At 71.5% G+C, this 26392-nt stretch carries 22 protein-coding genes; 12 read left to right on the top strand and 10 right to left on the bottom strand.

Features of this window, described 5'->3' with window-relative positions:
• Positions 1-184: 184 nt before the first annotated feature.
• On the bottom strand, positions 185-2341 hold the full coding sequence (locus Pla163_RS04685; protein WP_145184325.1) for a redoxin family protein: 2157 nt from the start codon (positions 2339-2341) through the stop codon (positions 185-187).
• Positions 2342-2467: 126 nt separating this feature from the next.
• Entirely contained in the window at positions 2468-3034 is a 567-nt protein-coding gene (locus tag Pla163_RS04680) for a hypothetical protein (protein WP_145184322.1), read from the bottom strand.
• A gap of 280 nt (positions 3035-3314) precedes the next feature.
• Between Pla163_RS04680 and Pla163_RS04675 the strand changes: the two genes are divergently transcribed.
• Positions 3315-4688, top strand: a complete 1374-nt coding sequence (locus Pla163_RS04675) for a sulfatase family protein (protein WP_419186323.1) — start codon at positions 3315-3317, stop codon at positions 4686-4688.
• A 36-nt stretch (positions 4689-4724) separates the two neighbouring features.
• Here Pla163_RS04675 and Pla163_RS04670 read toward each other — a convergent pair whose 3' ends face one another.
• The gene (locus Pla163_RS04670) at positions 4725-5438 is read right to left on the bottom strand and encodes a CpsD/CapB family tyrosine-protein kinase (protein ID WP_145184314.1); all 714 of its coding nucleotides are present in this window, start codon (positions 5436-5438) and stop codon (positions 4725-4727) included.
• Between the two features lie 64 nt (positions 5439-5502).
• Positions 5503-7758, bottom strand: a complete 2256-nt coding sequence (locus Pla163_RS04665) for a hypothetical protein (RefSeq protein ID WP_145184310.1) — start codon at positions 7756-7758, stop codon at positions 5503-5505.
• Between the two features lie 138 nt (positions 7759-7896).
• On the opposite strand from Pla163_RS04665, the gene Pla163_RS04660 reads away from it, so the two are divergent.
• The 3 genes from Pla163_RS04660 to Pla163_RS04650 are packed head-to-tail and all read left to right on the top strand — an operon-like array spanning position 7897 to position 11596.
• Complete coding sequence (locus tag Pla163_RS04660) at positions 7897-9249, top strand: acetyl-CoA carboxylase biotin carboxylase subunit (protein ID WP_145184307.1); 1353 nt, start codon at positions 7897-7899, stop codon at positions 9247-9249.
• A 50-nt stretch (positions 9250-9299) separates the two neighbouring features.
• A complete protein-coding gene (locus Pla163_RS04655; protein ID WP_145184304.1) occupies positions 9300-11027 on the top strand; it encodes an acyl-CoA carboxylase subunit beta in 1728 nt (575 codons plus the stop codon).
• Positions 11024-11596 carry a biotin/lipoyl-containing protein gene (locus Pla163_RS04650; RefSeq protein ID WP_145184301.1) on the top strand — a complete coding sequence of 191 codons (573 nt, stop codon included), beginning with the start codon at positions 11024-11026 and terminating at the stop codon, positions 11594-11596. Before Pla163_RS04655 ends, Pla163_RS04650 begins: the two co-directional genes overlap by 4 nt.
• Positions 11597-11699: 103 nt before the next feature.
• Here Pla163_RS04650 and Pla163_RS04645 read toward each other — a convergent pair whose 3' ends face one another.
• Together Pla163_RS04645 and Pla163_RS04640 are read right to left on the bottom strand one after the other, a co-directional pair.
• Positions 11700-12971 (bottom strand): serine hydrolase domain-containing protein, encoded by a 1272-nt coding sequence (locus Pla163_RS04645; RefSeq protein WP_145184298.1) that lies wholly within the window; start codon positions 12969-12971, stop codon positions 11700-11702.
• Positions 12972-13136: 165 nt separating this feature from the next.
• The gene (locus Pla163_RS04640) at positions 13137-14555 is read right to left on the bottom strand and encodes a TIGR01777 family oxidoreductase (RefSeq protein WP_145184295.1); all 1419 of its coding nucleotides are present in this window, start codon (positions 14553-14555) and stop codon (positions 13137-13139) included.
• Positions 14556-14698: 143 nt separating this feature from the next.
• Here Pla163_RS04640 and truD point away from each other — a divergent pair, with 143 nt between their 5' ends.
• The 3 genes from truD to nth all read left to right on the top strand — a co-directional run bounded on the left by truD (position 14699) and on the right by nth (position 18338).
• Positions 14699-16021: a tRNA pseudouridine(13) synthase TruD gene (truD, locus tag Pla163_RS04635; protein ID WP_419186322.1), complete on the top strand. Its 1323-nt coding sequence runs from the start codon at positions 14699-14701 to the stop codon at positions 16019-16021.
• 357 nt (positions 16022-16378) lie between these two features.
• Positions 16379-17503, top strand: a complete 1125-nt coding sequence (locus Pla163_RS04630) for a mechanosensitive ion channel family protein (RefSeq protein WP_419186321.1) — start codon at positions 16379-16381, stop codon at positions 17501-17503.
• A gap of 139 nt (positions 17504-17642) precedes the next feature.
• The gene (gene nth / locus Pla163_RS04625; protein WP_145184292.1) at positions 17643-18338 is read left to right on the top strand and encodes an endonuclease III; all 696 of its coding nucleotides are present in this window, start codon (positions 17643-17645) and stop codon (positions 18336-18338) included.
• Positions 18339-18351: 13 nt separating this feature from the next.
• On the opposite strand, the gene Pla163_RS04620 is transcribed toward nth, so the two are convergent.
• Entirely contained in the window at positions 18352-19617 is a 1266-nt protein-coding gene (locus Pla163_RS04620; protein ID WP_145184289.1) for a glycosyltransferase family 4 protein, read from the bottom strand.
• Positions 19618-19697: 80 nt separating this feature from the next.
• Between Pla163_RS04620 and Pla163_RS04615 the strand changes: the two genes are divergently transcribed.
• The 4 genes from Pla163_RS04615 (at position 19698) to Pla163_RS04600 (ending at position 23718) form a co-directional block, all read left to right on the top strand.
• Complete coding sequence (locus Pla163_RS04615; protein WP_145184286.1) at positions 19698-20501, top strand: metallopeptidase family protein; 804 nt, start codon at positions 19698-19700, stop codon at positions 20499-20501.
• Positions 20502-20633: 132 nt separating this feature from the next.
• A complete protein-coding gene (cyaY, locus tag Pla163_RS04610) occupies positions 20634-20948 on the top strand; it encodes an iron donor protein CyaY (RefSeq protein ID WP_145184283.1) in 315 nt (104 codons plus the stop codon).
• A gap of 37 nt (positions 20949-20985) precedes the next feature.
• Complete coding sequence (locus tag Pla163_RS04605; protein ID WP_419186320.1) at positions 20986-21741, top strand: DNA alkylation repair protein; 756 nt, start codon at positions 20986-20988, stop codon at positions 21739-21741.
• A gap of 90 nt (positions 21742-21831) precedes the next feature.
• A complete protein-coding gene (locus Pla163_RS04600) occupies positions 21832-23718 on the top strand; it encodes a RecQ family ATP-dependent DNA helicase (protein ID WP_145184277.1) in 1887 nt (628 codons plus the stop codon).
• Positions 23719-23743: 25 nt separating this feature from the next.
• On the opposite strand, the gene Pla163_RS04595 is transcribed toward Pla163_RS04600, so the two are convergent.
• On the bottom strand, positions 23744-24307 hold the full coding sequence (locus Pla163_RS04595; RefSeq protein ID WP_145184274.1) for a YqgE/AlgH family protein: 564 nt from the start codon (positions 24305-24307) through the stop codon (positions 23744-23746).
• Between the two features lie 99 nt (positions 24308-24406).
• Between Pla163_RS04595 and Pla163_RS04590 the strand changes: the two genes are divergently transcribed.
• Entirely contained in the window at positions 24407-24976 is a 570-nt protein-coding gene (locus tag Pla163_RS04590; RefSeq protein ID WP_145184271.1) for an ArsR/SmtB family transcription factor, read from the top strand.
• Between the two features lie 53 nt (positions 24977-25029).
• Here Pla163_RS04590 and Pla163_RS04585 read toward each other — a convergent pair whose 3' ends face one another.
• Both Pla163_RS04585 and Pla163_RS04580 read right to left on the bottom strand, forming a co-directional pair.
• On the bottom strand, positions 25030-25830 hold the full coding sequence (locus tag Pla163_RS04585) for a hypothetical protein (protein ID WP_145184268.1): 801 nt from the start codon (positions 25828-25830) through the stop codon (positions 25030-25032).
• 46 nt (positions 25831-25876) lie between these two features.
• Positions 25877-26281, bottom strand: a complete 405-nt coding sequence (locus Pla163_RS04580; protein ID WP_145184265.1) for a hypothetical protein — start codon at positions 26279-26281, stop codon at positions 25877-25879.
• Between the last annotated feature and the right edge of the window lie 111 nt (positions 26282-26392).

The raw sequence follows: 26392 nt of genomic DNA, 5'->3' as shown, positions 1-26392 counted from the left end.
GGTTCAATCGCGCCATCCGCGCGCACCCTTGGCTCCGCGCGTCGGAGGCCCCGGTCCGAGGCCCCGGTCCGAGCACGGGCACCGCGGTCGGCACGGGCCGAGTCGCTCCGTGCGCAGCACCGCGAGCGATTCGGTCCTTCGCGTCGCGGCCGAGCGCGACGCGCTCGCTCGGCCAGCGCCCCGTTCACTCGGGACGCAACAGCGGCAGCTCGTCCGTGTCGAGCCGACCGTCGCCGTCGCGATCCAGCAGGTCGAAGGCCGGGTGGAACCTCGCCCGCAAGCGGTCGCGCGGAACCTCGCCGTCGTTGGACGCCGCCAGGCCGCGCAGCTGATCGGTGGTCCGGGGATCGAACGTGAGGATCAGCGGCTCGTCCGCCGGCAGCGCGAGGTCCTCGTCCACGAGCACGTACTCGACGAAGCCGATCAGCATCTCGTCCTCGGTCTGCAGCCCCCACCCCACCTGTGTCCCGGGGTCGGGGTTGGCAGGGTTGTTCCGGCTGTTGTCGAAGACGCCGGCGATGCGCAGCACGGAGCTGGGCGCCACCTCGAGCGGCCGGGCCAGTTCGTAGCGCAGCTGCCAGTTGAAGTCGTAGGCCGGTACCTCGAGCAGCGTCCGACGCGTGCCGTCCGGTCCCTCGAGCTCGTACCGGAAGCTCTTCCCGCGCAGGTGCATGTGCGGCAGGAACGACTCGATCTTCATGCGCCGGGCGACGACGCCGCTCGAGTGTTCGGCATGGGCGTCGGCGCCGGCCGGAATCTCGATGCCGCGGTTGCTGATGCCGACGACGCGCACGACGTGATCGGGTTTCCAGTCCGGTCCATCGTCGGCGAAGTGCACGCCGATGCTCGAGCGGTCGGAGGTGACGCGCCCGTTCGGCGTGTAGTGCACCTCGAACATCATCACCGAGCCCGCCGGCAGGAACTTCGCCTGACCTTCGGGATAGAGCACCGGCCCGGCACCCGGCGCCCAGGCGGCGAAGAACCCGCGCCGCTCGTCGATGCGATCCCAGTCGACGAAGAGACCGTCCCGGAACGCTTCGGCCGGCACGGCCCAGACCAGAACGTGGTGCACGACTTCGACCGCTCCCGGCCGGACCTCGATGCCGCTGACCCAACGGTCGCGTTCGAGTCCCGTCGGCACGGCCGTGTACTGGTAGCGCACCCGGCCCTCGGCCGGCACTTCGAACGCCTCGGGCAGGGCGTAGACCGCGTCGGGTTCGCCCAACTCCCAGCCGTTCACGTCGAACGTGCGCGGCGCGGGCAGTTCGCTCGCGTCGCCCTCGGGCTTGCCGGCCGCGACCCAGGCGCGCAGCTGTTCGACCTCGTGCGGCAGGAGCGAGCGATCGTTCGAGAACGTGCTGCCTGTGCCGTCCCCGTCGGTCGAACCGTGCGACCGCGCCGCGAACCAGGGCGGCATCGTGCCGTCCTCGACGACCGCGAGCAGCATCGACGCACGCCGCGCCACGTCCTCGTAGGACTCGAGCGCGAACGGAGCGACGCCGCCGGTGCGGTGGCACTCGAGGCAGGTGTTCTGCACGAGACGCGAGACGTGGCGCGCGTAGGTCACGGGCTCCGCGCTCGCTGCCCCCGCTTCCGCGACGACCGCGCGTTCGACGATGCACCCGGGCGCGCTGGTCGCGACGACGCTCGGTTCCTCGCCCGCGATCAGCGCCGTCAGCGCGTCGTCGAGATAGCTGTGACGCGGCGCGTCGAGCGCGTACCCGAGCCCGTACTGGTCGCTGAGCGCGCCGCGGTAGCGCAACGTTCCGGTGGCGTCGACCACGAAGACTTCCGTGGTCATCTCGGCGTCGAAGGCTTCGGCCAGCGCGCCGTCCGCGTCGCTCAGCACGAGGCCCTCGAGCCCCTGGTGCGCGGCGTGCTCGCGCAGCGCGTCGGCCGTGTCGAGGCCGCTCACGCCCACGTGCACGAAACCGAAGCCATCCTTCGTGAAGCGCTTCTCCGCCCGCGCCACCGCCGGCGCGAACTTCTTGCACAGCGGGCAGGTCAGGCTGGTCAGGACGACGACGGTGCCGCGTTCACCGGCCCCGCGGCGCCACGACACCTCGGTGCCGTCGAGCGCGGTTCCCGTTCCATCGGCCACGTACGCACCGACTCCGAGCGCGCGCGCGTCGCGAGCCGTGTGGACCTTCGGCGTGCGGTCGAGCACGGGTTCGTTGGTGCGGGCGACGTCCTGGGGATCGGTCCGATCCTGGGGCACGGCATCCCGAGCGGATGCGAGGACCGACCCACCGACCAGTGCGAGGAGTGCGAGTCCGGCCGTCGTGGAGAGGCCCAGAGCCGCGGCGCCGGGCCTTGCGAGAACTCCGTCGTGGTACTTCATCGATGCAGGATGCGCGATGGAGCCCGGGCGCGCCACGGGTGCCGGACGGGGCGATGCGGTGGCGGGAGCGAGCGTTCGGACAGGTGCCCGCCCCCCCGCCTCGCGTCCAACGTCCCCCGCGACGACTCAGTGCGGGACGTCGTCGCCCGCCGCGGGTCGCTCGACCCCGAGGGAGTCCCCGATCTCGTGCTCGGCGGGACCACGATCGCTCGCCTCGTCCTTGCTCGCCACCGCGGGCGACGCGGCCGATCTCTGCCAGATCAGAGCACTGGCCGGGATCGCCAGCGCGATCGCGGCCAGCCCCCCGCCGGTCCCCCCGACCAAGCCCAGCCCGAGCGCTCCGGCGAAGGCCGGTGCGACGTAGACCCGGTCCGCGGCGACGGCGGTCCCGCGTTGCCGCAAGAACTCGACGCCCGCGAAGAAAACGAGCACCAGGCCGAGCGTGATGCGCACGCCCGCACCCACCACGCCGAACAGGAAGACCGAAGCGGCGACCGCTGGCTCCTGCCCGATCGCGTACAGCGCGACGACGCCGAGGACGAGGATCGACCCGGCGATCAGCAGAGCCTTGACCGCAGCGGCGAGCGGATGACTGCGCCGTTGGTCCGGCGGAGTCGGAGCGGCCGACGCAGCTCTCCCCATCTGTGCCGTAAAGGAGGGCGACGAGCGAGCGGAGGAACGGGGACGAGGCATGGCGAGGAGCGAGCTGGGGACGCGGCGAGCACCAGGAGTCTAGCGGCGTCGGGGTTCGCGCGTCGCACCGCCGGCCCCACGGCACTCGCAGTCGGCCGCGGGTGCACCGAACCGGGTCGACGCAGGCGACCGAACCGTGGGCCCAGTACCTGTCGCTCGGCGAGGCGACGCCCAGTAGCATCCGCGCCGCTGGTGGCGGCAGAGACGTCGATGGACTCGGACGAGCGCTTCGCGCCGAAACATGCACCACGATCGAAGACCCCGCTCCGGAGCGCGGCTGATGACCGCCCTGCTCGCCGTCGCATCCCTCGGATGCGTGTCCTGCTCGCGCGAGCCGTCGCCCGGGCCTCAGCCGGTCGAGCCGGAACAGGTCGCGTCCGAACCCGCCGGACCCGACGTGCTGGTCCTCGTCATCGACGACTGCGGCTGGGAGGACCTGCGCCCCGAGTTGACGCCGACGCTCGCGAACCTCGGCACCGGAATCGGAAGGCGCTACACCAGGTTCTACGCCTCGCCGACCTGCAGCCCGTCGCGCTACATGCTGCACTTCGGACGCCTGCCCCACCGAGCGTTCATCGGTGGCGCACTCCGAGAGGGAGAGACGACCGACATCGGTGCCCGACTCGGCGAGCCGAGCATCGCCAACGAGATCGCGAAGCACGGCTACACGCCCGCAGCGTTCGGAAAGTGGCACGCGACGGGCAGTGCTTCGGTCGAGCCATTCGTCGGCCCGCTGGCCTTCGGGTACGCCACGTGGCGGGCCGGATCGCCGGCGAATCTCCCGATGAGCGGAGGCCATTACGACTGGGAGCGGGTCGACGACGGCCGGGTGAGCCGTTGCCGCACGTACACCACGGTCGCGATTCGCGACGCGCTCCTCGAGTGGTGGAACGCGACCGCATCGCCGAAGCTGGCCATGTGTTCCTTCATCGCTCCACACGAACCGTTCAGCGATGCCATCCGCAGCGGACTCGTGCCGGACGGACTCGAACTCGGCTCGAACCAGAGGGGTCGGTACGAGAGCGCGCTCGCCGCCCTGGACACGGCGATCACCCAGGTCCTCGACTCGGTCGATCTGGAACGCACCGTGGTCCTGATCCTCTCGGACAACGGCACCCCCTTGGAGTGCCGACCGCCGACCCGCGCCGAACGCGACTACAAGTCGACGGTGTTCGAGGGTGGCGTGCGCGTCCCGTTCTTCGCCGTCGGTGCGGGCGTCGTCGCGGGCACGGACGACTCCCTCGTCCAGATCGTCGACGTTCCAGCGACGGCGCTCGAGCTGGCGGGTGGGACGCCCTCTCCCGGCGCGCTCGTCGACTCGATCTCGTTCGCCGCGACGCTCTCGGGCGGCGAGTCGAACCGCGAGGACGCCTGGGTCCAGATCTTCCGACCGAACAACGGCCGCATGCGGAACCTGAAAAGGAACGACTGGGCGCTGATCGAACGCGACGGCACGAAGCTCCTCCAGGTGGACGCCGCACTCGGACTCGTCGACCTCACGTCCGACCCGAGGGAGAAGCGGCTCGAGTTCGGCCTCGACCCGTCCGACGAGCGTGTCACGTCACGCATGCCTCGCATCGAGTCCCTGCTGGGCGAGGACTGGCGCTACCCGCTGTTCGGTCCGCCCACCGAGTCCATGCCGCGCGAACGGTGAGCGCTACGGAGTCGGACGCCGTGTCGCTGGGTAGCGCTACTCCCCGAACGCCCCGAGCAGGCACACGCCGAGCAGGTTGCCGCCCATCGACTCGAGCTGGCTGCTGGTCTCCTCGACCAGGTGGCGCGGCGTGGTGCGCAGACGCACGACCTGCACGATGCCGTCGCACACGGCACCCAGAAGGTGCGGCTCGGTCAACGTGTGCGCGGGCGGCGTGTCGAGCACCACGTAGTCGTAGCTCTGCTTCAAGCGGCCGAGCAGCGTGCGCACGCGATCGCCGCGCAGCACCTGGGCCGGGTTGGTCGGCAGCTCGCCGGCTCCGATCACGTCGAAGCCTTCGATGGACGTCTTGCGGATCGCCTTGTCGAGTCGCAGTTCGTCGCGCACGAGCTCGCTGAAGCCCTGACGCAACGGCAGGTCGAGATAGCGCTCGATGCCGGGCTTGCGCAGGTTCGCATCGACCATCAGCACGCGGCGGCGCGGGCGTTCGCGGAAGGCCAGTCCCAGGTTGAGCGCAGCGACGGTGACGCCCTCGCCCTCGACCGAACTGGTGACCATCACGGTGCGCGGCGCGCCGTCGGGATTGAGCGCCTCGAGCGACGACGCCAGGCGTCGGAACTGCTCGGCCTGCTCGGAACGCGGGCGCTGCAGCACGACCAACTCCTCCGCCTGGAGCGGCACGCCGACCCCTTCCTCGGGGTCCGGCGGTACGAGCGGTTGGATCTCGCGAGTTCGTCTGAGCAGTCCCATGGGTCGTCCGGAGCTATCGGCCGCGCGGGGGGCGGGCCACGAGGCCCTCACGCGCGGACCGAGCCTACGGTCTGCGGATCGGGCCCGGCCGCGCGAGGTCGGTCGGCTCCCAGCCCAGGGGCCGCGGCCAGGACGGTGACAGCACGCGGGCGGCCAACTCGGCGCCCTCGGTGCCGCCCGCCTGGGCGACCCGCTGGCGCGCCAGGTTCTGGACCGAGCTCGCGAAACGCTGGGCGGACGCGTCCTCGCCGGCCGCGAGCCGCGTGGTGATCGCGCGGGCCAGGGCTTCGAGCACGCGCTCGCCGCGCTCGCGAGCCGCGCGGTCGAGCGGCCCTCCGCCCTCGTCGCACGCTCCGACGAACTCGCCCAACAGGAGCGAGCGCGCGCGGTCGCCGGTCGATCCGACCACCAGCGCCGCGAGCAGCTCGGGATCGCCGTGCCCCGTCGGTCCGCGGCGCGCGACGGCCCGCGCGTACAGGTCCTCGCGTCGGGAGTCCTCGTCGACGCCGATCGACCCCGACAGCGCGCGGACCTCCTCGACCCGTTCGGCCGCGGCGACGGATTCGGCGGCGGCGCGCTCGAGCACCGCGGCGCACAGCGCGTCGCCACCGCGCCCGCGCACGAGTCCGATCACGTCCGCGAGGGCGGCGCGCACGCCGCCGCTGGTGAAGCGCGCCTCGTCGCTGGTGGCCAGCGCGCGCGCGACCACCGCCGCGGACGCCGCTTCGTCGCCGCGCGCGAGACACCAGCCCAGAGCGACGGCGAACGCGGTGGCCGAGGGGCGCTCGCCGAGACCGGTCAGGTCGCCCGCGCGCCACTCCGCGGGCAGCGGCGCACCACTGGCGCCGAGGATCTCCAGCGTCTCGCGAGCGTCCGCGCCAGGCTCGGTCGCGCGCACCAACTCGGCGGCGCGCGCCGGCACAGGTGCGGGTTCCTCGCGCACGCGCGCCCAGGCGGCGAGCGCGGAACGCCGCAGATGGACGGGCGTTTTCGCAGCGGTGACGAGACTCGCGAGGCGCTCGGCCACGCCCTCGAGATCCAGTCGCGCGCGTCCGATCCACTCCAGTTCGAAGGCGAGCCGAGCTGGACGCTCGAGTCCCGCTTCGAGATCGAGCAGCTCCTGCGGGTCGAACAGCGACTCGCCGTCGAGCGCGGTTCGCGGCAACGCCACCAGCGCCTCGAGAACGTCGCGCGCGAGCGTTCCGTCGCCGGTCGCGATGTCGGCGCGCGCCCGCTCGAGCATCAGGTTCGCGTCCGCGCGCGTCGGGAACCCGAGCGGGAAGACGCCGGTCTCGGCGCCCCAGGCCAGCGCCCGCAACGCGATCGGATCGCGCGTCGCGCGCAGTCGCTCGACGAGCAACTGCTGGGCGGCGGGCCAACCGGTCGACGCCAACGCGCGCGCGGCTTCGAGCGACTCGCCCGACCGCACGAGCCAGCGCTCCAAGAGCTCGCGCCCGGTCGCCGTGCCTTCGAGGCCGCGCCGCGTCACGCGCAGGAACAGGACGCGCGGCTCGTCGAGATCCGACTCCGGTTCGAGCAGATGCCCCTCGAGCGTCAGGTCGAGCGCACCGAGTCCCTCGAGCAGTCCGCGCCAGTCCCCGACCACTTCGAGATCCGCTCGTTCCACGGGCGCCGGCGCGGTGGCCAGCACCGGATCCACGACGAGGCGCAGCGGCAGTCCGCCCCACCGCGCCAGGTCGCGCGCCACGTCGAGCGGGTGCTGCGCGAGGTCGAGTCGCCCGAGCGGCGGCGCCTGGTCGCGCACCAGTCGCTCGAAGTGCAGCCCGAGGCCGTAGCCGGTGAGCGGCGCGCCGAACAGGCCGACGTCGAAGCGCGCGACGATGCCGTCGAGGGCGGCGCGCAGGACGGCGCGGGTCGCGTCGTCGTCGGAACCCAGCGCGAGGACGAGCCCGAGGTGCGCGTCGCGTCGGGCGAGGGCGGACGACAGGCGCGCGCGGCCCTCGGCCGATGCCGTCCCGATCCAACGCACGAGCTCGGGCGCCGCCGCCGGGGTCAGCGCGGCCGACAGTTCGGCCTCGGCGCGCTGCCGTTCGTCCGCCCCGCCGGCCTCGAGGGCGGCGAGCAGCGCGCCGAGGTCGCGCGTGGGCTCGGCGGCCGACGCGCTGGCGCTCGGACGGGTGCCACTCGCAACGGTGCCGCTCGGAACGGTGCCGCTCGACGGGCCGAGGACCGATCGTGCCTCGGCGCGGGGCCCGGCAGCCGCAGCGGCCGTGACGTGCACCACGAGGACCGCCGCCCAACCGGCGAAGAGCGCACGGAGCGGGCCGCGGACGCGCGGACTGAGCTGGAACCTCCCCATCGCGCCCAGGGTAGCGACCGCTCGTCCTTGGACCTTCGGATCGCGCCCCTACACTGCCGGGCCGGCGCGCCGCGCGTGCCGCCCCTCGTCCGCCCCCATCCGGCCTCGCCGCCGTCCTCCCCGTCCCGGCCTCCTTCCGTGTTCCGACGCATTCTGATCGCCAACCGCGGCGAAGTCGCCGTGCGCATCGCCCGCGCCGCGCGCGAACTGGGCATCGCGCCCGTGGGTGTGGTCTCCGAGGCCGACCGCGACGCCTCGTGGACGCAGGTCTTCGACCAGGTCGTGACCCTGGGGCCGGCGTCCGCGCGCGAGAGCTACCTCGACGGCGCGCGAGTGCTGCAGGCCGCGCGCCAGACCCACTGCACCGCGGTGCACCCCGGCTGGGGCTTCCTGGCCGAGGACGCGCGCTTCGCCGCCCAGGCGCGGGAGCTCGGCCTGACCTTCGTCGGTCCCTCGGCCGATGCGATCGCGCGCATGGGGCAGAAGTCGCCGGCGAAGGAAGCGATGCGCTCGGTGGGCCTGCCCGTCGTACCCGGCAGCGTCGGCCTGGTGAAGGACATCGACGCGGCGCGCGCAGCGGCGGCCGAATCCGGCTATCCGCTGCTGCTCAAGGCCGACGCCGGCGGCGGTGGCCGGGGCATGCGGCGCTGCGACGAAGCCTCGCAACTCGACGAAGCCTTCTCGGCCGCCTCCGCCGAGGCCGAGTCCGCCTTCGCGAACGGCGACCTCTACCTCGAGCGCTACCTGACCGGCGGACGGCACATCGAGGTGCAACTTCTGTGCGACCGCTTCGGGCACGGCGTGCACCTGTTCGAGCGCGAGTGCTCGATCCAGCGCCGCCACCAGAAGCTGATCGAAGAGGCGCCCTCGCCCGCGCTCGACGACGCCGGACGGCGCGATCTGGGGCGGCGCGCGATCGAGGCCGCGCTCGCGCTCGGCTACGAGAACGCCGGCACGATCGAGTTCCTGATGGACCCCACCACCAAGGAGCTGTTCTTCATGGAGATGAACACGCGCCTGCAGGTGGAGCACCCGGTGTCTGAGCTCGTGTGCGGTGTGGACATCGCGGCCTGGCAGCTGCGCATCGCCGCCAATCACCGGCTCGACCTGCGACAGGAGGACGTGGCGCCGAAGGGACACGCCCTCGAGTGCCGCATCAATGCCGAGGATCCGCACGCGGACTTCCGACCGACGCCGGGCACGCTCGAGCGCTTCGACTTCGCGACCGACGTCGGACCGGGCACCGTGCGCGTGGACACGCACCTCGAGGCGGGCGACACGGTCAGTCCGCACTACGACTCGCTCCTGGCGAAGGTCATCGTGCACGCCGACACGCGCGCCGCGGCGATCGCGACCATGGTCGCGTGCCTCGAGAAGACGCGCATCGAGGGCGTCAACACCACCATCGCCGTGCACCTGGCCGTTCTCGCCTCGAACGAGTTCCGAAGCGGCACCTACGACACCCAGAGCCTGCCCGGCTGGAACGGCTGATCCCGGACGCGACCGCGCCCCCCACTCCCGCAAGGACACACGAGCACGCGATGGCCCACCTCCCCATGCAACCGATCGGCCGCGGCCTCGAGGACGCCCTCGAACCGCGCGAGATCGCCAAACACCTGGAAGGCGCGAAGCAGCACGAGACCGTGCTCGAGGAGCGCTGCACCGCCGTTCGCGCGGGCTGGGGCGAGAAGTACGTCGAGCGCGTCCACGCGAAGGGCAAGTGGACCGCGCGCGAACGCATCGAGCACCTGATCGACCCGGGCAGCCGCATCTTCGAGGTCGGCACGTTCGTCAACTACGGGCGGAAGTTCGGCAAGCTCGAGAGCCCCGCCGCCGGTGTCGTCACGGCCTACGCGCGCGTCGAAGGTCGCTGGTGCATGGTGATCGCGAACGACAACACGGTCGCGAGCGGTTCCTGGTGGCCGCAGACGCCCGAGAAGATCCAGCGCGCACAGGAAATGGCGCGACGCCTGCGCCTGCCGGTCGTCTACCTGGTCGACTGCTCCGGTCTGTTCCTGCCCGAGCAGTCGCGCTCGTTCCCCGGTCGCACCGGCGCGGGGCACATCTTCAAGAAGAACTCGCTGCTGGCGGCCGACGGCGTACCGCAGATCGCGGGCGTGTTCGGCGACTGCATCGCGGGCGGCGGCTACATGCCGATCATCTCCGACCGCGTGATCATGACCGAGCAGGCCTACATGGTCATCGCCGGCGCGGCGCTCATCAAGGGCGCCAAGAGCATGAAGCTGTCGAGCCTCGACATCGGAGGGCCGGAGGTGCACGTGCACCTGTCGGGCTGTGCCGACGAGCGCGCGCCCGACGACGAGACCGCGATCGCGATGATCCGGCGCGAGATCGGCAAGCTCGCGTCGCCCGCGCTCGACTTCTACCGCCACGGCGCGAACGCCAGCGCGCCGACCTTCGACGCGCGCGAACTGCGCGCCGTCCTACCGCCCGACCATCGCGTGGCCTACGACGCCGAGGAGGTGATCGCGCGCCTCGTCGACCAGAGCCTGTTCTGGGAGCTGTGGCCGGATCGCGGGCGCGAGGTGATCGTCGGCGTCGGTCGCGTCAATGGCCTGTTCATGGGCTTCATCGGCAACCGTCAGGGTCTCATCGACGACCCGGAACGACGCGGCGCGAAGAAGCCCGCGGGCATCCTCTACCGCGAGGGCATCGCGAAGGTCGCGTCGATGAGTCGCGCCTGCAACGAGGACGGCATCCCGATCGTGTGGCTGCAAGACATCAGCGGCTTCGACATCGGCGTCGAGGCGGAACGGCAAGGACTCTTGGGTTACGGCTCGAGCCTGATCTACGCCAACAGCACGAACACCGTCCCGATGTTCACGATCCTGCTGCGCAAGGCCTCGGGCGCCGGCTTCTACGCCATGAGCGGGATGCCGCACGAACCGGTGGTGCAGCTGTCGACGCCGCTCACGCGTCTGTCGGTGATGGAGGGGCGCACGCTCGCGATCGCGGCCTTCAACACCAAGCTCGACGACGATTTCGAGATCATCAGCGACGATCCGATGGAACGCGCCGAGATCGAGGCCGGCATGCGTGAGACCGAGGCGCGCATCGAGGCCGACATGGACCCGTACGCCGCGGCCGCGCGCATGGACACGGACGAGATCGTGCCCGTGGGCGAGTTGCGCGAGTGGCTCGAGCTGTTCGCCGAGACCTCGTGGCAGGCCACCGGCTACCGCCGCACCAAGAACCCCAGGATCTGGTCGCTGCACGACGCGGCCGCTCTGCAGGAGCCCCGCGCATGAAGACTCGTCGCCACCTCATCGTCGAGCGCGCGTCCGAAGCCAGCGCCGGCCGCGTGCGCCTCTTGTCGCCCGGTGTCGGCTGGTTCGGCCAGGCGCTCCCGAAGGGCCAGATCCTGGCGCCGGACGCCAACGCGGGTGTGCTCGAAACCCTGGGCAACTTCACCGAACTGGTGGTGCCGCCGGGCGTCATCGGCCGCATCGCGAACGCCGCGCCGAACCGCTACCTCGAGCCGGTCGAGTACGGCCAGGTGCTGTACGAGCTCGACGCCTTCGAGGGCGCGATCGACGCCGAGGAGGAGGTCGTCGACGAGATCGAGGGCGGTCTCGCCGTGCGCGCGCCGTTCGCCGGTCGCTTCTGGCACCGCCCGGCGCCTGGCGATCCGGCTTTCGTCGAAGCGGGCGACGAGATCGTCACCGGCCGCACGATCGGTCTGCTCGAGGTCATGAAGACCTTCAGCCACGTGCACTACGAAGGCGCGGGCCTCCCGGCGCGAGCGCGCGTCGTGCGCCTGGTCGCGGGCGACGGCGACGAGGTCGCGGCCGGCGATCCGTTGCTCGTCGTGGAGTGATCGGTACGGCGTCAGGCACGAAACTGCCACGCCGCCGCCGACATCCCCGCAATTCGCAGCGACGGGGGGCGGCGTGGCAGTTTCGTGCCTGACGCCGTACCGATCACTCGGCGCGCAGCCCGAGCAAGGTCTCGAGGAAGACCCGGTCGTCGAAGGCGCGCCCCTGGCGCCCCTGCTCGGCGAAGCGCACGACCACGAGGTCCGCGGCGTCCACCAGGTACAAGCGCTGGTTGCCCGCGCCCGCCGCCATCACGATCTCGATCGGGCGGCCATCGGCATCGAGGATCGCGGGCAGCCCGGCCAGGCGCTCCAATTCGTCGTCGGAGACGCTCGCCCCCGAGTCGTCAGCGATCCCGGACGGGGTCGAGAGCCACCAGCTCAGTCCGTAGCCCGGGTTCGCGGCGGACGGTTCGAACAGCACGTCGAACGCCCCCGGCACGAGATCGCGCACCATCTCCCCCTCTTCCGTGCGGTGCGCCCCGTCCAACTGGACCCAGCGTCCGAAGTTGGCCCACTCGCGCGCGGTCAGGTGTCCAGCTCCCGGCAGTCCGGGCTTGCCGGCCGCGTCGGGACCGAAGCGCTCGAGCTCGGCGTCGATCCCGGCCGGACGCAGGACGCGCGCGACCAGATAGTCGAAGCAGGTCGTCTCGGGCCGTTCGCTCGTCGCCAACGCGGCCTCGAGCACACCGCCGAACGCGAAGAAGTGCGACGGCCCGTAGGCGAAGCCTTCACCGGGCGCGGCGGTCATCGGAACGCTCGAGAGGGCCGCGACGAAGCGATCGCTCGGTGCCTCGCCGTCCCGACGCAGCAGGCGCGACGCGGCGTTGCGCGACCCCAGATCGTTGATGCCCCATCCGCGGCGACCGAGCGACGGATCGTGGGGCGCGAGGCCACTGGACTGGTCGAGCAGGTTCCGCAGCGTGACCGCGCGCTTGCGTTCGTCCTGCCCCCACTCCTCGACGAACAGGTGGACCGGTGCGTCCAGGTCCTCGAACAGTCCGTCGGCGACCGCGACCGTCGCGAGCACCCCGGCGAAGGACTTGGTGCCGCTGGCGAGCGGGTGCGGGCGCTCGGCCGACCAGCCGCCCGCGTAGCGCTCGAAGACCACTTCGCCGCCCTCGAGCACCAGGAGCGCGCGTCCCGCGGCGGCCTCCGAGAGGTGGCAGGCGGCCTCGAGCGTCTCCTCGGTGACCGCGACCCCGGCCGGACGGACGGGCCGCGGGGCCCGCTCGGGCTCCTGCACTGCAGCGCGCGTCGCCGCCTGGATCCCGTGGCCGGCCACCAGCGTCTGCGCACCGGCCGGCGGCGCGAGGCCCGTGGCGAGGGCGAGGAGGGTGCTCGCGAGGGTCGCGAGCAGGCGAAGGGGGCGGGACATGGAGGGGTGTACGCGGGGTGGCGTCGATCTCTTTGGGGGAATCGACGTTCGGTTTGCGTGCGATCTTCCCGGCGCACCCGATCGGCCCCTCGAGCGGGCGTGAACGCGGCCCGCACGCGCCAGTTCAAGTCGACGCTCGGCGCGCTCGGACCGTCGACGCGCCGCTCACCGACCGAGCAGATGCCGCAGCGCTCCCTCGAGCGTCGGTCGGCGCCAGCGGAACCCCTCGTCCTCGAGGCGCCGCGGAACGACCAGCGGCCCGCGCAAGAGGATCGTCCGCCCCATCTCGCCGAACAGCGCCGAGACCGCGAAGCCGGGCAGCGGCAGGAAGGCGGGCCGGCCCAGGACCGACCCCAGCTCGCGGGCGAACGCGCGCTGGACGATCGGCTCGGGCGCCACGACGTTGTACGGCCCGCTGGCGTTCGCACTGGTCAGGAGGAAGAGCAGCGCCGCGAGCGCATCGTCGTAGGCCACCCAGCACAGCCCCTGGCGCCCGCTCCCCACCGGCCCCCCCGCGCCCAGGAGGAACGGCGGCAGCAGCTTCTGCAGTGCGCCACCGCGCGGCGTCAGGACCACGCCGAAGCGCGCGAAGGCCGTGCGCACGCCGACCGCCTCGAGCGGCGCGGCCTCGGCCTCCCAACGCTCGCACAGCTCGGGCAGGAAGCCTTCCCCGCGCGGCGCGTTCTCGTCGAGCGGTTCGGTCTCGCCGCGCTCGAACCCACCGTCGTCGTAGTAGCCGATCGCCGAGGCCTGCACGTACACCCGCGGCGCCGCCCCGCTGTCGACGAGCGCGCGCACCAGCGTCGCGGTCGAATCGGTGCGGCTCTGGGCCAGCACGCGCTTGCGCTCGTCCGTCCAGCGCCCCTCCGCGATGTTCGCTCCGGACAGGTTCACGACCCCGTCGAACGCGGCGACGGCTTCGGGATCGAGCTCGCCCCGGGCCGGGTCCCAGCGGATCTCGTCGGCGCCGCGCGGTTCGCGACGCACGAGCCGCACGACCTCGTGACCGCCGGTGGTCAGCAGCGCGCAGAGACCGCGCCCGACGAGCCCGCTCGCGCCGCAGACCAGGATGCGCAGCGGAAGCTCGTGCCCGAGCCGCGCGCGCGCGTCGGCGTGGTCGCGCAGGTCGTCGATCGTCGTCGCGTGGCGGTAGCGGAAGGTCGCCTCGAGCTTGCGCCGCACCATTCCACCCACGATCGGTCCGCTCAGCGCGTGCAGCGGCAGGCGGTAGTTCACGGTGTCGACCAGTCGCGACGCCGATTCGTCCTCCGGCTGGACCACGTGTTCGTGGCGCCAGGCCGAGAAAGGGCCGCGCTCCTGCGAGTCGACGAATCGGTGCGGCGGGTCGTAGCCCGAGTGCAGCGCCTCCCACTTCATCGAGAACGGCCCCTTGCCCACGCGCAGGAGTACGCGCGCGCCGTCGCCGATCGGGTTGCCGTCGGGCGCGGGCTCGGACGCGAGCACGCGCACCGGGTCGAAGGGCGGGACGAGACGCTCGAGCGCGCCGGGACGGCCGTGCCAGGCGAAGAGCTCCTGCGGCGACGCGTCGAAGCGCGAGGAGATCTGGAAGGTGGCGTGGGACATGGGCCGAGCTGGATGGCCTGCGGTGGATTGTCGGTACGGTGTCAGGCACGAAACCGCCACCTGCCGCGCCAAGTCCCTGCGAACCGCAGCCACGACGGCGGCAGGTGGCGGTTTCGTGCCTGACACCGTACCGACAATCCAACGTGGACCACCCCCGCCCCCACCTGACGAAGTCCCGTCTCACGACGCCGCTCGTCGCACGCACCCGCTGCGAAGACTTCCGTGTCGAGGAGATCCCCGCCTACGAACCGACGGGCGAGGGCGAACACGCCTGCATCGAGATCGAGAAGCGCGGGATCCCCACGAGCGAGGCGATCGTGCGGATCGCGCGGGCCCTGGGCGTGCGGCCGTCGGCGGTCGGACACGCGGGGCTCAAGGACGCGCGCGCCGTGACGCGGCAGCGCTTGACCGTCGTCGGCGTCGCGTCGGCCGACGTGGAAGCGCTCGAACTCGACCTGGAACGCGACGGCGTGCGCGTGCTCGGCGCGACGCGCACCCAGGGCAAGCTGCGGATCGGGCACACGAACGGCAACCGTTTCGAGATCGTGCTGCGCGGCACGGCCGAGGGCGAAGAGGCCCGCGTCGCGACCGAACTGCGCGCGGGCCTCGACGACCTGGCCCGACGCGGCGTGCCCGGCTGGTTCGGTGCCCAGCGCTACGGCCATCGCGGCGACAGCGGCGAGATCGGCATCGCGCTGGTGCGCGGCGCGTGGCGCGAGGCGTTCGACCTGATGTGCGGGCGCCCCGGGCCGCGCGACTTCGGACGCGTGCTCGAGGCGCGCCAGCTGTACGACGCCGGTGACTTCGCCGGCGCCGCCGCCCTGTGGCCGCGCAGCTATCGCGAGCCGCGCGCGATCTGTGCCGCGCTCGCGAAAGACGGCCGAGGCCTCGAAGGCGCCGATCCGGAAGCCATCGTGCGGCGTCTCGATCGCACCCAACTGCGGTTGCTCGTCTCGGCCGCCCAGTCCCTGTTGTTCGATCGCGTGCTCGCGCGCCGCATGCCGCACGTCGAGCGCCTGCTCGACGGCGACGTGGTGCGCTTCGCCACGTCGAACGGCGGCTTCGTCGTCGAGCGCGCCGCGGACGAGCAGCACCGCGCCGACGCCTTCGAGATCTCACCGTCGGGCCCGCTGTTCGGCGCCAAGGAACAGCGACCGACCGGCGCCGCGCTCGAACTCGAGGAAGCGGTGCTCGGCGAAGCCGGTCTCACCCGCGAGCACTTCGCCGCGAGCGGGCCACTGTCCTGTTCGGGAGCGCGCCGGCCCCTGCGCACCAAGCTGACCGAGCCCGACGTCGACGCGGGTCGCGACGATCTGGGGCCGTTCGTGCGCCTGCGCTTCGCCCTCGCGCCGGGCGTGTTCGCGACGACGGTGCTCGACGAGCTCACCGGCGGCGCGCTGCGCGTGGTCGAGCGCGACGAACGGGCGAACGCGAAGCCCAGTGGCGATGGTCCTCGCCGAGACTGATCGGCGCGTGCGAACGACGCGCAGCGCCGCATCGGACCGCCAGCGGGACCGCGGCACCCAGTTGCAGGACCGTGTCGGGGGCGCCCCCGAGCGACCGTTCGGCGCACCCGGGTGGATCGCGCCCGTGCGCACTGGTTTCGGCGGACGGACTGGAACGACGCGTCCCCGTCCCTAGGCTACCGAGCGACTTCCAAGAGTCGAACGGGCGCTCGGAGCGCCGTCGACCAGCGCCGGAGCTCGGGCTCACGACCCTCGAACTTCGGCCCGCCCGAATGCGCCCACCGCGCGGGCGACTCACTCATCTCCACGCACCGCGACGCCTCCATCGGGACGCGCGCCGCCGACCGGACCACATCCATGAAACGCATCCTGCTCGTCCTCGCGCTCGTCGTCGCGAGCCTCTTCACCACCACGAATCTCGCGGCAGCCGGCGCGGCGCCGCTCGCACAACCGATCGTCCAGGAAAGCGGCGACGCGGGAGGGGCCGAGACGGACGCGCCGCCCTCGTCGGAGGGCGAAGCGACGACGGAGAGCGCAGTCGCGACCAGCGACGATGGCGCTGCGGGCGAGAAGAAGACCAAGAGCGTCGCCGAGACGCCCACGACCGATCAACTGGTGAGTGGCGCGAGCGAGGAAGCCGCGAAGCTGCGCGACCTCGTCGTGAACTTCATGGCCGACAAGCTCGGCGTGCCGAAGGCCGTCGCGAGCATGATCGGGACCGCGATCATGTTCGTGCTGATCCTGGTGGTCTTCAAGATCCTGGCGTCGATCGCCGCCTCGCTGGTGGGTGGCGCGCTGTCCAAGTCCAAGCTCCGCCCGACCCAACTCCTGCTCGAGTTCCTGAAGGGTGCAACGGCGAAGCTCGTGATGGCCATCGGCTTCATCATGGCGCTCGGAACCGTCGGCGTGGACGTCGGTCCGCTGCTCGCCGGCCTCGGCGTCCTCGGCTTCGTCGTCGGCTTCGCGCTGCAGGACACGCTGGGCAACTTCGCCGCGGGCGTCATGATCCTCTTGTACCGCCCCTACGACATCGGTGACTTCATCACCGCCGGCGGCGTCACGGGAAGCGTCAAGTCGATGAGCCTCGTCTCCACCACGATCGGCACGCCGGACAACCAGGTGCAGATCGTTCCGAACGGTTCGATCTGGGGCGGCGTCATCACGAACGTCACCGCCAACGACACGCGCCGCGTCGACCTGACCGCCGGCATCGGCTACGGCGACGACATGGACAAGGCCGAAGCGATCCTCAAGCGCATCGTCGAGTCGCACCCGCTGGTCCTGGCCGAGCCCGCGCCGGTCATTCGCGTCCACGCCCTGGCCGACTCGTCGGTCAACATCGTCGTGCGCCCCTGGACCAAGACCTCCGACTACTGGACCGTCTACTGGGACATCACGAAGTCGATCAAGACCGAGTTCGACAAGGAAGGCGTCAGCATCCCCTTCCCGCAGCGCGACGTGCACCTCTACAAGGTCGACTGAAGCACGAAGGCCGCCTGAAGCACGGCCGAACGAGAGCCGGCGTCTTTCGAGAGCCGGCGACGAAGGGGCCTCGCACCGACCGGTGCGGGGCCCCTTCGCTGTGGACAACGCGCGCCCGACGCCCCACGATCGCCCCGTCATGAAACGCAGCGAGAAGGCCGAACGCATCGTCGCACTGCTCGACGAGCTGTACCCGACGACGCCGATCCCGCTCGACCACACGGATCCGTACACGCTGCTGGTCGCGGTGCTCCTGTCCGCCCAGTGCACGGACGAGCGCGTCAACCGCACGACGCCGGCCCTGTTCGCACGCGCCGGCGATCCGGCCAGCATGGCCCAGGTACCGGTGGACGAGATCCGCGAACTCATCCGCCCCTGCGGCCTCTCGCCCCAGAAGAGCCGAGCGATCAGCGTGCTCAGCCAGCGCCTCGTGGACGAGTTCGACGGCCAGGTCCCCGCGGACTTCGCAGCACTCGAGTCCCTGCCCGGCGTCGGTCACAAGACGGCCAGCGTCGTCATGTCCCAGGCCTTCGGCGTGCCGGCCTTCCCCGTCGACACGCACATCCATCGACTCGCGACGCGCTGGGGACTGTCCAACGGTTCGTCGGTCGAACGCACCGAACGCGACCTCAAGGCCCTCTTCGAGCGCGAGCGTTGGAACGCGCTGCACCTGCAGATCATCTTCTTCGGGCGCGAGCACTGCCCGGCCCGCGGCCACGACCTCGACGCCTGTCCGATCTGTTCGTGGGCGGCGACGAAGGCGCGCAAGGAGGCCGAGCGCAAGGCGGGCACGGTCGGTCGCATCCCGAAGCGCGGTGCGAGTCGCGCGCGCTGACGGAACACGACCGTCAGGCCGCCGACACGCTCCACACGCCGGGCGCCAGTCGCTCGGACAGCACGGCCCAGCGCCGCGCCGCCACGCGCTCCCAGGTGAAGGCGCGGGCCCGTTCCCGGCCGTTCGCACCGAGTTCGCGACGCAGTCCGACGTCCGACGCGAGCAGTTGCAACGCCTCGGCCCAACCGTCGAGGTCGTACGGATCGCGCACGAAGCCGTCGATCCCGTCGCGCACGACGCCTCCGGCTCCCGCCGGACTCACGAGGCACGGCAGGCCCGCCGCCATGGCCTGGTAGGTCGCGATCGGACTGCCCTCCTCGTGACTGGCGAGCACGTACGCGTCGCAGTCCGCGAAGTACTCGGCCATCCCGTCGATCCACGTGGTCGTCCGCACGTCCGCGCGCGCGAGATCGCAGTCCCAACGCCGCGCGAGCGCCGGAGGCACGTCTCCGAGCACGGACAGTTCGCCCGGCCCGTCGGCGAGGCGCCAGGCGGCCAAGAGTTCACCGACGCCCTTGCGCAGGACGTCCGACCCGACGTGGACGAAGCGCGGACGCTTGCCGCGGCGCCGCTCGGCGCGTTCCTCGTCCGTCGGCGCGATGAACGTCGCGGGATCGTAGGCGTAGCTCGTACGCACGATGCGCGCGGGATCCAGTCCCGCCGCCACGAGCGAGTCGGTCACGAACGGGCTCGGGCTGACGATCGCGTCGGCCAGCTCGAGCTTGCGCGTCTCGCGCATCGCTTCGTACGGACCGTGGTCGTGACTCGGCGTCAGCGGCTGGTGCCGATCGAGACCGTGCCGCGCGTAGACGCGATCGAGCACGGCGCGCGCAGTGGAGCGGTGCGAGTTGACGCGCTCGACGGCGACGCGCACCCCGCGCAACGTCAGCTCGCGCACGAACTCGAGCGACGTCGTCGGCCAGGCGTAGACCAAGTCCCCAGGTCGCGCGACCTCGAGCACCGCATCCTCGACGCGGCGCGCGAGCTGGGCCTCGGGTCGGTGGAACTTGTAGTGCAGCCGCGCACGCACGCTCGGCACCGGGAGCCGGTGGTAGGAACGCCGGGCCTCGGGCGCCGCGGCCGTGGCCCAGAACTCGATCGGCAGCCCGGCTCGGCTCCAGGAGTCGGACAGCGCCAGCGCGCAGGCCGAGATCGCGCCGCCACTCGTGTAGATGGGATGGACGAGCCGCAGAGCGGGTACGGCCCCGGTCGGTGCGGATCCGTGCGTCCGCGGCGCGGCGGCGGAGCCGAGGATCGAGAGCGGGCGGCGCGACGACATGACCCGGGAGGATCGGCCTCGGCTCGTGCTCGACCGTAGACGGATCGCCGCCAGCGCCCGATGACCTAGGATCTCGCCCCATGACCCCCGATCCCTTCACCGACGAGGAACTCGACGCCCCCTGGGCCCTGCTCGACGAGGGACGCGCGAGCGAGGTCCTGTCCATCCTGACCCAGCTCGACGACGACGACCGCCCCCACCCGGAGGCGGGCGCCCTGACCGCGCTGGCGCTGTGCGACCTGGGCGACCTCGACGCGGCGGAGCGCGCGCTCGAGCTGGCGGAGATCGAGTCGGGCGAGGACACGGGCGCAGTCACGAACCTCGTCCTCGCGCGCGCGGAGGTGGACCTGTTGCGCTGGCGGCCCGAGGACGCACGAGCCGCTTTCGAGCGGCTCGAAGCCGACGAACCGTCCGTGTCCACGCGCCTGAGGCTGTCCCTCTGCGCGGATCTCCTCGGCGACCCGGACGCCGGCCTCGAGTGGCAACGCCGCGCGGGCGAGCTGATGGAGGGCGCCTTCACCGTGCTCGACGGCGCGGCCTTCGACCAGGTCGTCGACGCCGCCGTGCGCGAACTCCCACCGCGGTTCGCCGCGCGACTCGACGACGTGCCGGTGCTCGTCGAACCGGTTCCTGGCCCGGGCGCCGCCGGCCCCGACGTGCCGCCCGACACCCTCGGCCTGTTCCGCGGCGTGAGCGACCTCGACGGCTCGTTCGAAGGCTTCGCCGACCTGCCGCCAGCGATCCACCTCTACCAGCGCAACCTCGAGCGCCGCGCCCTCGACGTGGACGAGCTGCGCGAGGAGATCCGCATCACGCTCTTCCACGAACTCGCGCACCTGCTCGGGTTCGACGAGGACGGCGTCGACGCCATGGGCCTGGCTTGAACCGAGGGGACCGCGGGAAGGAGTCGCTTCCCGCTTGAGGCCCGCCCCGAGGTCGCCCATCCTCGCCCGTGCGGTTCGCCGCGCCGCCGACGTTCCGACTCCGATCCCTCGCCGCTCGCCGGCCGCCCGCCCATGGACAGCATCCAGTACGACACGCTCGCCGACCACTGCCTCAACCGCATCGAGGACTGGCTCCAGGACTTCGATCCGGACGAGCTCGACTACGCGACGGCCGACGGCGTGGTGAAGTTCGAGTTCCCCGACGGCGTGACGTTCGTGCTCAACCGCCAGGCCGGGTCGCACCAGATGTGGTACGCGGCGGGCGTGCGCGCCTGGCACTACGACTGGAACGGCGAGACCTGGGTCGACGACCGCGACGGCCACGATCTGTACGCGAACGTGGCGCGCACGGTCGGCGAGAAGCTCGGACGCGACGTCGCGATCTGAGCGCGGGCAGCGGGCGATGGCCAGTCCTGACACGAGCGTGAGCGCGCGTACCCGGCGGCTCCAGCGCACGCTGGCAGGGCGCGCCAGCGGCTCGACGCGCGCCTGGTGGGAGCGCTACCTGAAGGGCGAAGCCGCGTTCCGGGGCGTGCCGATGGCCGAGGTCCGGCGCGCGACGAAGGCCTGGTGGCACGACGAGGGTCTGGACGGCGAAGACGTCAGGACCGGGCGCGACGCGGCGCTCGACCTGTTCGCCTCGCGCTTCACCGAGGACAAGCTGGCCGGCACGATCGCGCTGGCCGAGCTGTGCATCGAGAACCTCGGGGACACGGACCTGCCCGCCTTCGCTCGGCTCTTCGACCTGGGGCACGTCGGCGACTGGAACGTGACCGACTGGTTCGCGGTGAAGCTGCTCGCGAACCTGGTCTGCGAGTCGGACGACCCGGCGCGAACGGCCAGGGCCATCGCCGACTGGCGGAAGGGTCGGACCCTGTGGCAGCGACGCGCGGGGCTGGTGGCCTTCGCCAATCTCGCCCGCCACGGCGACGCGGCCTTCCCCGGCCAGACCGACCTCCTGCTCGAGACCGCGGACGTCCTGGTGCGCGATCCGGAGCGCTTTTCGCAGACGGCCGTGGGCTGGGTGCTGCGCGAGCTGGGCGTGGCCGAGCCGGAACGCGTATCCGCCTTCGCCCGGGATCACCGCGAACGCCTGTCGCGGGAGGCCTTGCGCAACCTCACGGCGAAGCTCGACCCGGCCTCTCGAAAGGCGCTGCGGGACGCCCACGCGGCTCGCTAACCTGGCGGCGCGCCATGCGCCTCGAAGCAGCCTCCGACCTTCGGCGGAGCGACTTCGGACCGCGAATTCGGCGCCCTGCCCCGCCCCACGTTGACCTCCCCCACGAGCCCCGCCCCGACCCTCGACGATCTGCGAGCGCGGGTGGGCGAGGTGTTCGGCTTCGACGAGCTGCGACCGCTGCAGGCCGAGGCGACCGAGGCCGTGCTCGCCGGTCGCGACGCGCTCGTGGTGCTGCCGACGGGCGGGGGCAAGAGTCTGTGCTACCAGGCACCCGCGCTCGTGCTGCCGGGCTTCACGCTGGTGGTCAGTCCGCTGATCGCGCTGATGGACGACCAGCTGCGGTCGCTCGAAGGGCACGGCGTCGCCGCCGGGGTGTTCACGAGCACGCAGGAGCCGGAGGAGCGCGACGCCACCTGGGAGCGGCTGCGGGCGGGCGAACTCGACATCCTCTACTGCTCGCCCGAACGTCTGGCGCTGCCCGGCTTCTACGAGCGGCTCGTGAGCCTCGGTGCGTCGCGACTCGCCGTCGACGAAGCGCACTGCATCAGCCACTGGGGGCACGACTTCCGGCCCGAGTACCGGATGCTCGGCGAACTGCGCCGCCGCGGTTCACGCCTGCCGATCGTCGCGTTGACCGCCACCGCGACGCCGCGCGTGCAGAACGACATCGTGGCCGAACTCGGTCTCGAGGACGAGCTGCGCCTGGTCGGCGACTTCGATCGCCCGAACCTCACCTACCGCATCGTTCCGCGCCGCGACACGTCGACCGACGTGTACGGCGTGGTCGCGCGCCACGCCGGGGACGCGGGCATCGTGTACGTGCTGCGCCGCAAGGACGCGGAGTCGTTGGCCTCGGACCTGGCGGCGCGCGGCGTGCGCTGCCGTCCGTACCACGCGGGCCTCGACGGCGCCGAGCGACGTTCGGTGCAGAACGACTTCCTGTCCGAACGCATCGACGTGGTCGTCGCCACCGTCGCCTTCGGCATGGGCATCGACCGCAGCGACGTGCGTTTCGTCGTGCACGCTTCACTGCCCAAGGGCGTCGAACAGTACAGCCAGGAGACCGGGCGCGCGGGCCGCGACGGACTGCCGTCGGAGTGCGTGATGTTCTACTCGGGCGCCGACTACCACGGTTGGTGCTCGCTGATGGAGCGCAGCTCCGCCGAGGCCGACGAAGCCGGTGTGCAGGGCGCGCGCGAGGAACTGCGCGAGAGCCTCGAACGCCTGAGCGAACTGTGGCGCTTCGCAGGCAGCGCGCTGTGCCGCCACCGCTTCCTGGTCGAGCACTTCGGCGGCACCTTCCACGGCTCGATCGAGGAAGGCTGCGGCGCGTGCGACGTGTGCCTCGGCGAACTCGAGACCGTGCCCGACGGTCAGGTGGTGGCGCAGAAGATCCTGTCGTGCGTCGTGCACTGTCGACACACCTACGGCGCCGGTCACGTGGCCAACGTCCTGCGCGGCGCGAACACGGCGCGCATCCGCGAGCTCGGGCACGACCGGTTCACGACCTTCGGCCTCTTGAGCACCATGTCGCAGGGCGACGTGCGGACGTTCATCGACCAGCTGGTGTCGAAGGGACTCCTCCTGGTCGCGCCGGGCCAGTACCCGACGCTGGCGCTGTCCAAGACCGGGGCCGAGGTGCTGCGCGGTGAACGCGACGTCGAACTGTTCCTGTGTCGCCGACCCCAGTCGGTGGCGGGCCGGACCCGCTCGCGCAGCGGCTCGCGCGGGCCCTCCCCCATCCTCGACGACCCCGATCTCGACTCGGAACTGGTCGAGTCGCTGCGCGCCCTGCGTCGCCGTCTCGCCAGTGAACGCGGCGTCCCGCCCTATGTCCTGTTCAACGATCGGACGCTCGTGGACCTGGTCTCGAAGCGTCCCTCGAACACGACCGAGCTGCTCGACGTGGTCGGGATCGGCGCCAAGAAGGCGGAGGACCTGGGCGAGATCCTGCTGGCGGCACTGGGCGGAGCCTGAACCCCGCCGCACACGGACGGACGACTCAGTTCGCCTCGTGCGGCGCCGGGGGCACGTCGTCGGAGGCCTCGAAGGCCGCGCTCACGACCGCTTCCCACACGTCCTGCTCGGGCGCTCCGTAGATCCACTCGTCGCGCCCGATCGCTGGGATCCACGAACCGGTCTCGAGCTCGGCGTCGAGCTGTCCGTCGTCCCACCCGGCGTAGCCGACGAAGAGACGGACGTCGACGCCCGCGCCCGCCCGCCGCTGCTCGAGCAGGTAGCGCCCGAGTTCGTCGACGTCGCCGCCGATCCACAGACCGGGTCGCAGCTCGCTGCCGCCGCGAATTCGCCCGGGAACCGAGTGGACGAAGTGCAGACGCTCGTGGTCGACGGGGCCACCCAGCAGCACGGGGAACTGGAGCCCTCCCAGCACGGGATGGTCCGGGAGCAGCTGGTCCACCGTCACGTTCGTCGGGCGGTTGACGATCAGACCGAACGCACCGGCCGCCGAGTGCTCGCAGATCAGGAGCACCGTCCGCCCGAAATTCGGGTCCTCGAGGCCGGGGTGCGCCGCGAGCAGGTCGCCAGCTGCCAGGCGGAGGCTCATCCGGACCAGCCTAGTCCCCCCCCACCTCCGAGAAGCCGAGGACCGAGACCCGGGCGGGACCAGTCCCACGGATCGGTCCTCGGGCGCTAGGATTGGAGCATGCCCTCCTCCAAGGAGATTCGCGTCGACGCCAGCCGGCAGGTTCGGGCGCTCGCCTCGCCGCTCCGCCAACGCTTCGTCGACGTTCTGACCAGCGAAGGTCCCTGCTCCGTCCGCGACGTGGCCGAGCGCCTGGGCAAGCCGCCCGCGACGCTCTACTACCACCTGCGTCTGCTCGAGGACGCCGGCATCGTGCGAACCGTGGGCGAACGCGCCACGGGCAAGCGACCGGAGATGCTCTACGAGGCGATCTCCACGCGCTTCCGGGTCGACAACGCCAGCGGTGACCGGGCTTGGCAGAACGAGCTCGAGCGCTACGTCCGCGTCCACCTCCGCGACGTCGAGCGCGCCATCGCCGCCCAGGTCGAGGACCCGAGCTACTCGCGCGACGACCCGGCGCCCCTGATGCACTTCCGCGCCGTGCAGCTGCGCCTCAACGAACAGGACCGTCGCGAGCTGGCGGCGCGGGTCGAGGCGCTGACCGCGTTCCTGATCGAAGCCGACGGGCGAGCGGGTGTGGACGAGGTGCCACTGTCGTTCGCTCTGGCGATGGCGCCTTCGCGCGACTAGCGCCGAGCGCTCCGACTCGTTCACCACGACGTGCTGCTCGACCGGTCAGATGCTCAAAGGGGCTTGCCGATCCAGGCCGACAAGATCTTGCCGACCTCGTTGCCGGCCGCGTCATAGCCGATGATCGTCGCACCACCGTCGATCGGCACCCATTCCACGATGCCGGGCATGTCGTACTTCTCGAGCGACTCGGCCATCGTGTTCGATTGATGGTCGAAGTAGGCCTGCGTGGCGGAAACCTGGACGCTCAATTCTCTCAGCTCGCGGAGTTCAGGGGTCGCGTTGACCGAGAGGTCGACGTACCGCATGTCCTCGTATCGCTCCCAGGGCAGGTCCGGGTCCTGGACGATATAGGTGCCCGGATCGGATCGAAAGCGTTCGCGGGCCTCGTCGACCGTCAGGTGCTCCCGGGCGAAGACCGGCACGGCGCTCAAGAGCTCGCGCTCGATCATGGCTGCTCTTGCTTGGGTCTGGCGGACCACATCCAAGATCTGGTCGAACTCGAGTGCATCGATGTCGAGTCGGCCGATAGGAATGCCGTCTACAACGACCGCATCGCCGATCAAGGGGAAACTGTCCCGTCCTGACCCCAATTCGCCTTCACTCAAGTCTAGTGGGTAACCGCCCTTCATCGGCGCACCCCTTTCCGGACTTCGAGGCGCCACCTGCCGCAAGTTGGCGAGTTCAACCCCATCGGGACGTGCCTCGGGGGAAGTGGCCTGGTCGGCATCGGTCGCGATCGGATCCAGCTCCGTCACTCGAGGTTCTAGTCGCTGCGCGAAGTGCATCGCGAGCGCGCCGAGCACGGCGCCTAGAAGAGCAGCAGCCATGATGGATCGAGTGGGTGTGTTCATCATCGTGATCTCGACTCAGGCTGCGGCTCTCCCCCGTTCCCTTGCCCTACAGCCCGGTGCACTCCGTGCATCCGCGCGTCACTGTCGCGTCCGACCAGCTGAAGACATACCCACCGGGAGTCGCGTGCCCTAGCCCGACACCGGGAACGAAGTTCGAAGTCGGCACGCAGTCGAAGCTCCAAGGGCTGGGGCACTCGTCCCGCAGGCACGTGATGTTTCTCCGGTAGTAGGCCTTGTAGCGAGCAATGTGGTAGGCCACTTCGTCCGAGTCGAAGCCGTCGTTCTGAGCCTCGACGTCCGTAACCGCGGAGATAACGCGGTGGCCGATCATGAACGTGCTCGTCCGGCCGCACTCGGCCTCGATCGAAGGCGGCGGGTCGAGGGAGTCGAGCAGCGGGGCGGCTGCCGTCAAGAGGATCGTTCCAGCGATGATGAACGGTGCAAGTGCCATGAGAGTCTCTCGGGGTTCGATGTTTGGCCAGACGGACACAGCCGAGTCGTAGGGCTCTTTGGCGGTGCCGAGGCTCGCTCCAATTCAGCGGCCCACGGAAGGCGCTGGATG

Origin of the sequence: Rohdeia mirabilis (assembly GCA_007750655.1) — a bacterium.
Lineage (GTDB): Bacteria > Planctomycetota > UBA1135 > UBA1135.
This window is presented reverse-complemented; position numbering and strand designations above follow the sequence as displayed.

Coding starts and splice junctions, on each gene's coding strand:
- Pla163_RS04665 (WP_145184310.1), bottom strand. CDS start 7,758: ATGGGGAGGTTCCAGCTCAGTCCGCGCGTCCGCGGCCCGCTCCGTGCG.
- Pla163_RS04595 (WP_145184274.1), bottom strand. CDS start 24,307: ATGAGCCTCCGCCTGGCAGCTGGCGACCTGCTCGCGGCGCACCCCGGC.
- Pla163_RS04585 (WP_145184268.1), bottom strand. CDS start 25,830: ATGAACACACCCACTCGATCCATCATGGCTGCTGCTCTTCTAGGCGCC.
- Pla163_RS04670 (WP_145184314.1), bottom strand. CDS start 5,438: ATGGGACTGCTCAGACGAACTCGCGAGATCCAACCGCTCGTACCGCCG.
- Pla163_RS04675 (WP_419186323.1), top strand. CDS start 3,315: ATGACCGCCCTGCTCGCCGTCGCATCCCTCGGATGCGTGTCCTGCTCG.
- Pla163_RS04645 (WP_145184298.1), bottom strand. CDS start 12,971: ATGTCCCGCCCCCTTCGCCTGCTCGCGACCCTCGCGAGCACCCTCCTC.
- Pla163_RS04650 (WP_145184301.1), top strand. CDS start 11,024: ATGAAGACTCGTCGCCACCTCATCGTCGAGCGCGCGTCCGAAGCCAGC.
- nth (WP_145184292.1), top strand. CDS start 17,643: ATGAAACGCAGCGAGAAGGCCGAACGCATCGTCGCACTGCTCGACGAG.
- Pla163_RS04620 (WP_145184289.1), bottom strand. CDS start 19,617: ATGTCGTCGCGCCGCCCGCTCTCGATCCTCGGCTCCGCCGCCGCGCCG.
- cyaY (WP_145184283.1), top strand. CDS start 20,634: ATGGACAGCATCCAGTACGACACGCTCGCCGACCACTGCCTCAACCGC.
- Pla163_RS04655 (WP_145184304.1), top strand. CDS start 9,300: ATGGCCCACCTCCCCATGCAACCGATCGGCCGCGGCCTCGAGGACGCC.
- Pla163_RS04680 (WP_145184322.1), bottom strand. CDS start 3,034: ATGCCTCGTCCCCGTTCCTCCGCTCGCTCGTCGCCCTCCTTTACGGCA.
- Pla163_RS04685 (WP_145184325.1), bottom strand. CDS start 2,341: ATGAAGTACCACGACGGAGTTCTCGCAAGGCCCGGCGCCGCGGCTCTG.
- Pla163_RS04590 (WP_145184271.1), top strand. CDS start 24,407: ATGCCCTCCTCCAAGGAGATTCGCGTCGACGCCAGCCGGCAGGTTCGG.
- Pla163_RS04630 (WP_419186321.1), top strand. CDS start 16,379: ATGAAACGCATCCTGCTCGTCCTCGCGCTCGTCGTCGCGAGCCTCTTC.
- Pla163_RS04640 (WP_145184295.1), bottom strand. CDS start 14,555: ATGTCCCACGCCACCTTCCAGATCTCCTCGCGCTTCGACGCGTCGCCG.
- Pla163_RS04580 (WP_145184265.1), bottom strand. CDS start 26,281: ATGGCACTTGCACCGTTCATCATCGCTGGAACGATCCTCTTGACGGCA.
- Pla163_RS04615 (WP_145184286.1), top strand. CDS start 19,698: ATGACCCCCGATCCCTTCACCGACGAGGAACTCGACGCCCCCTGGGCC.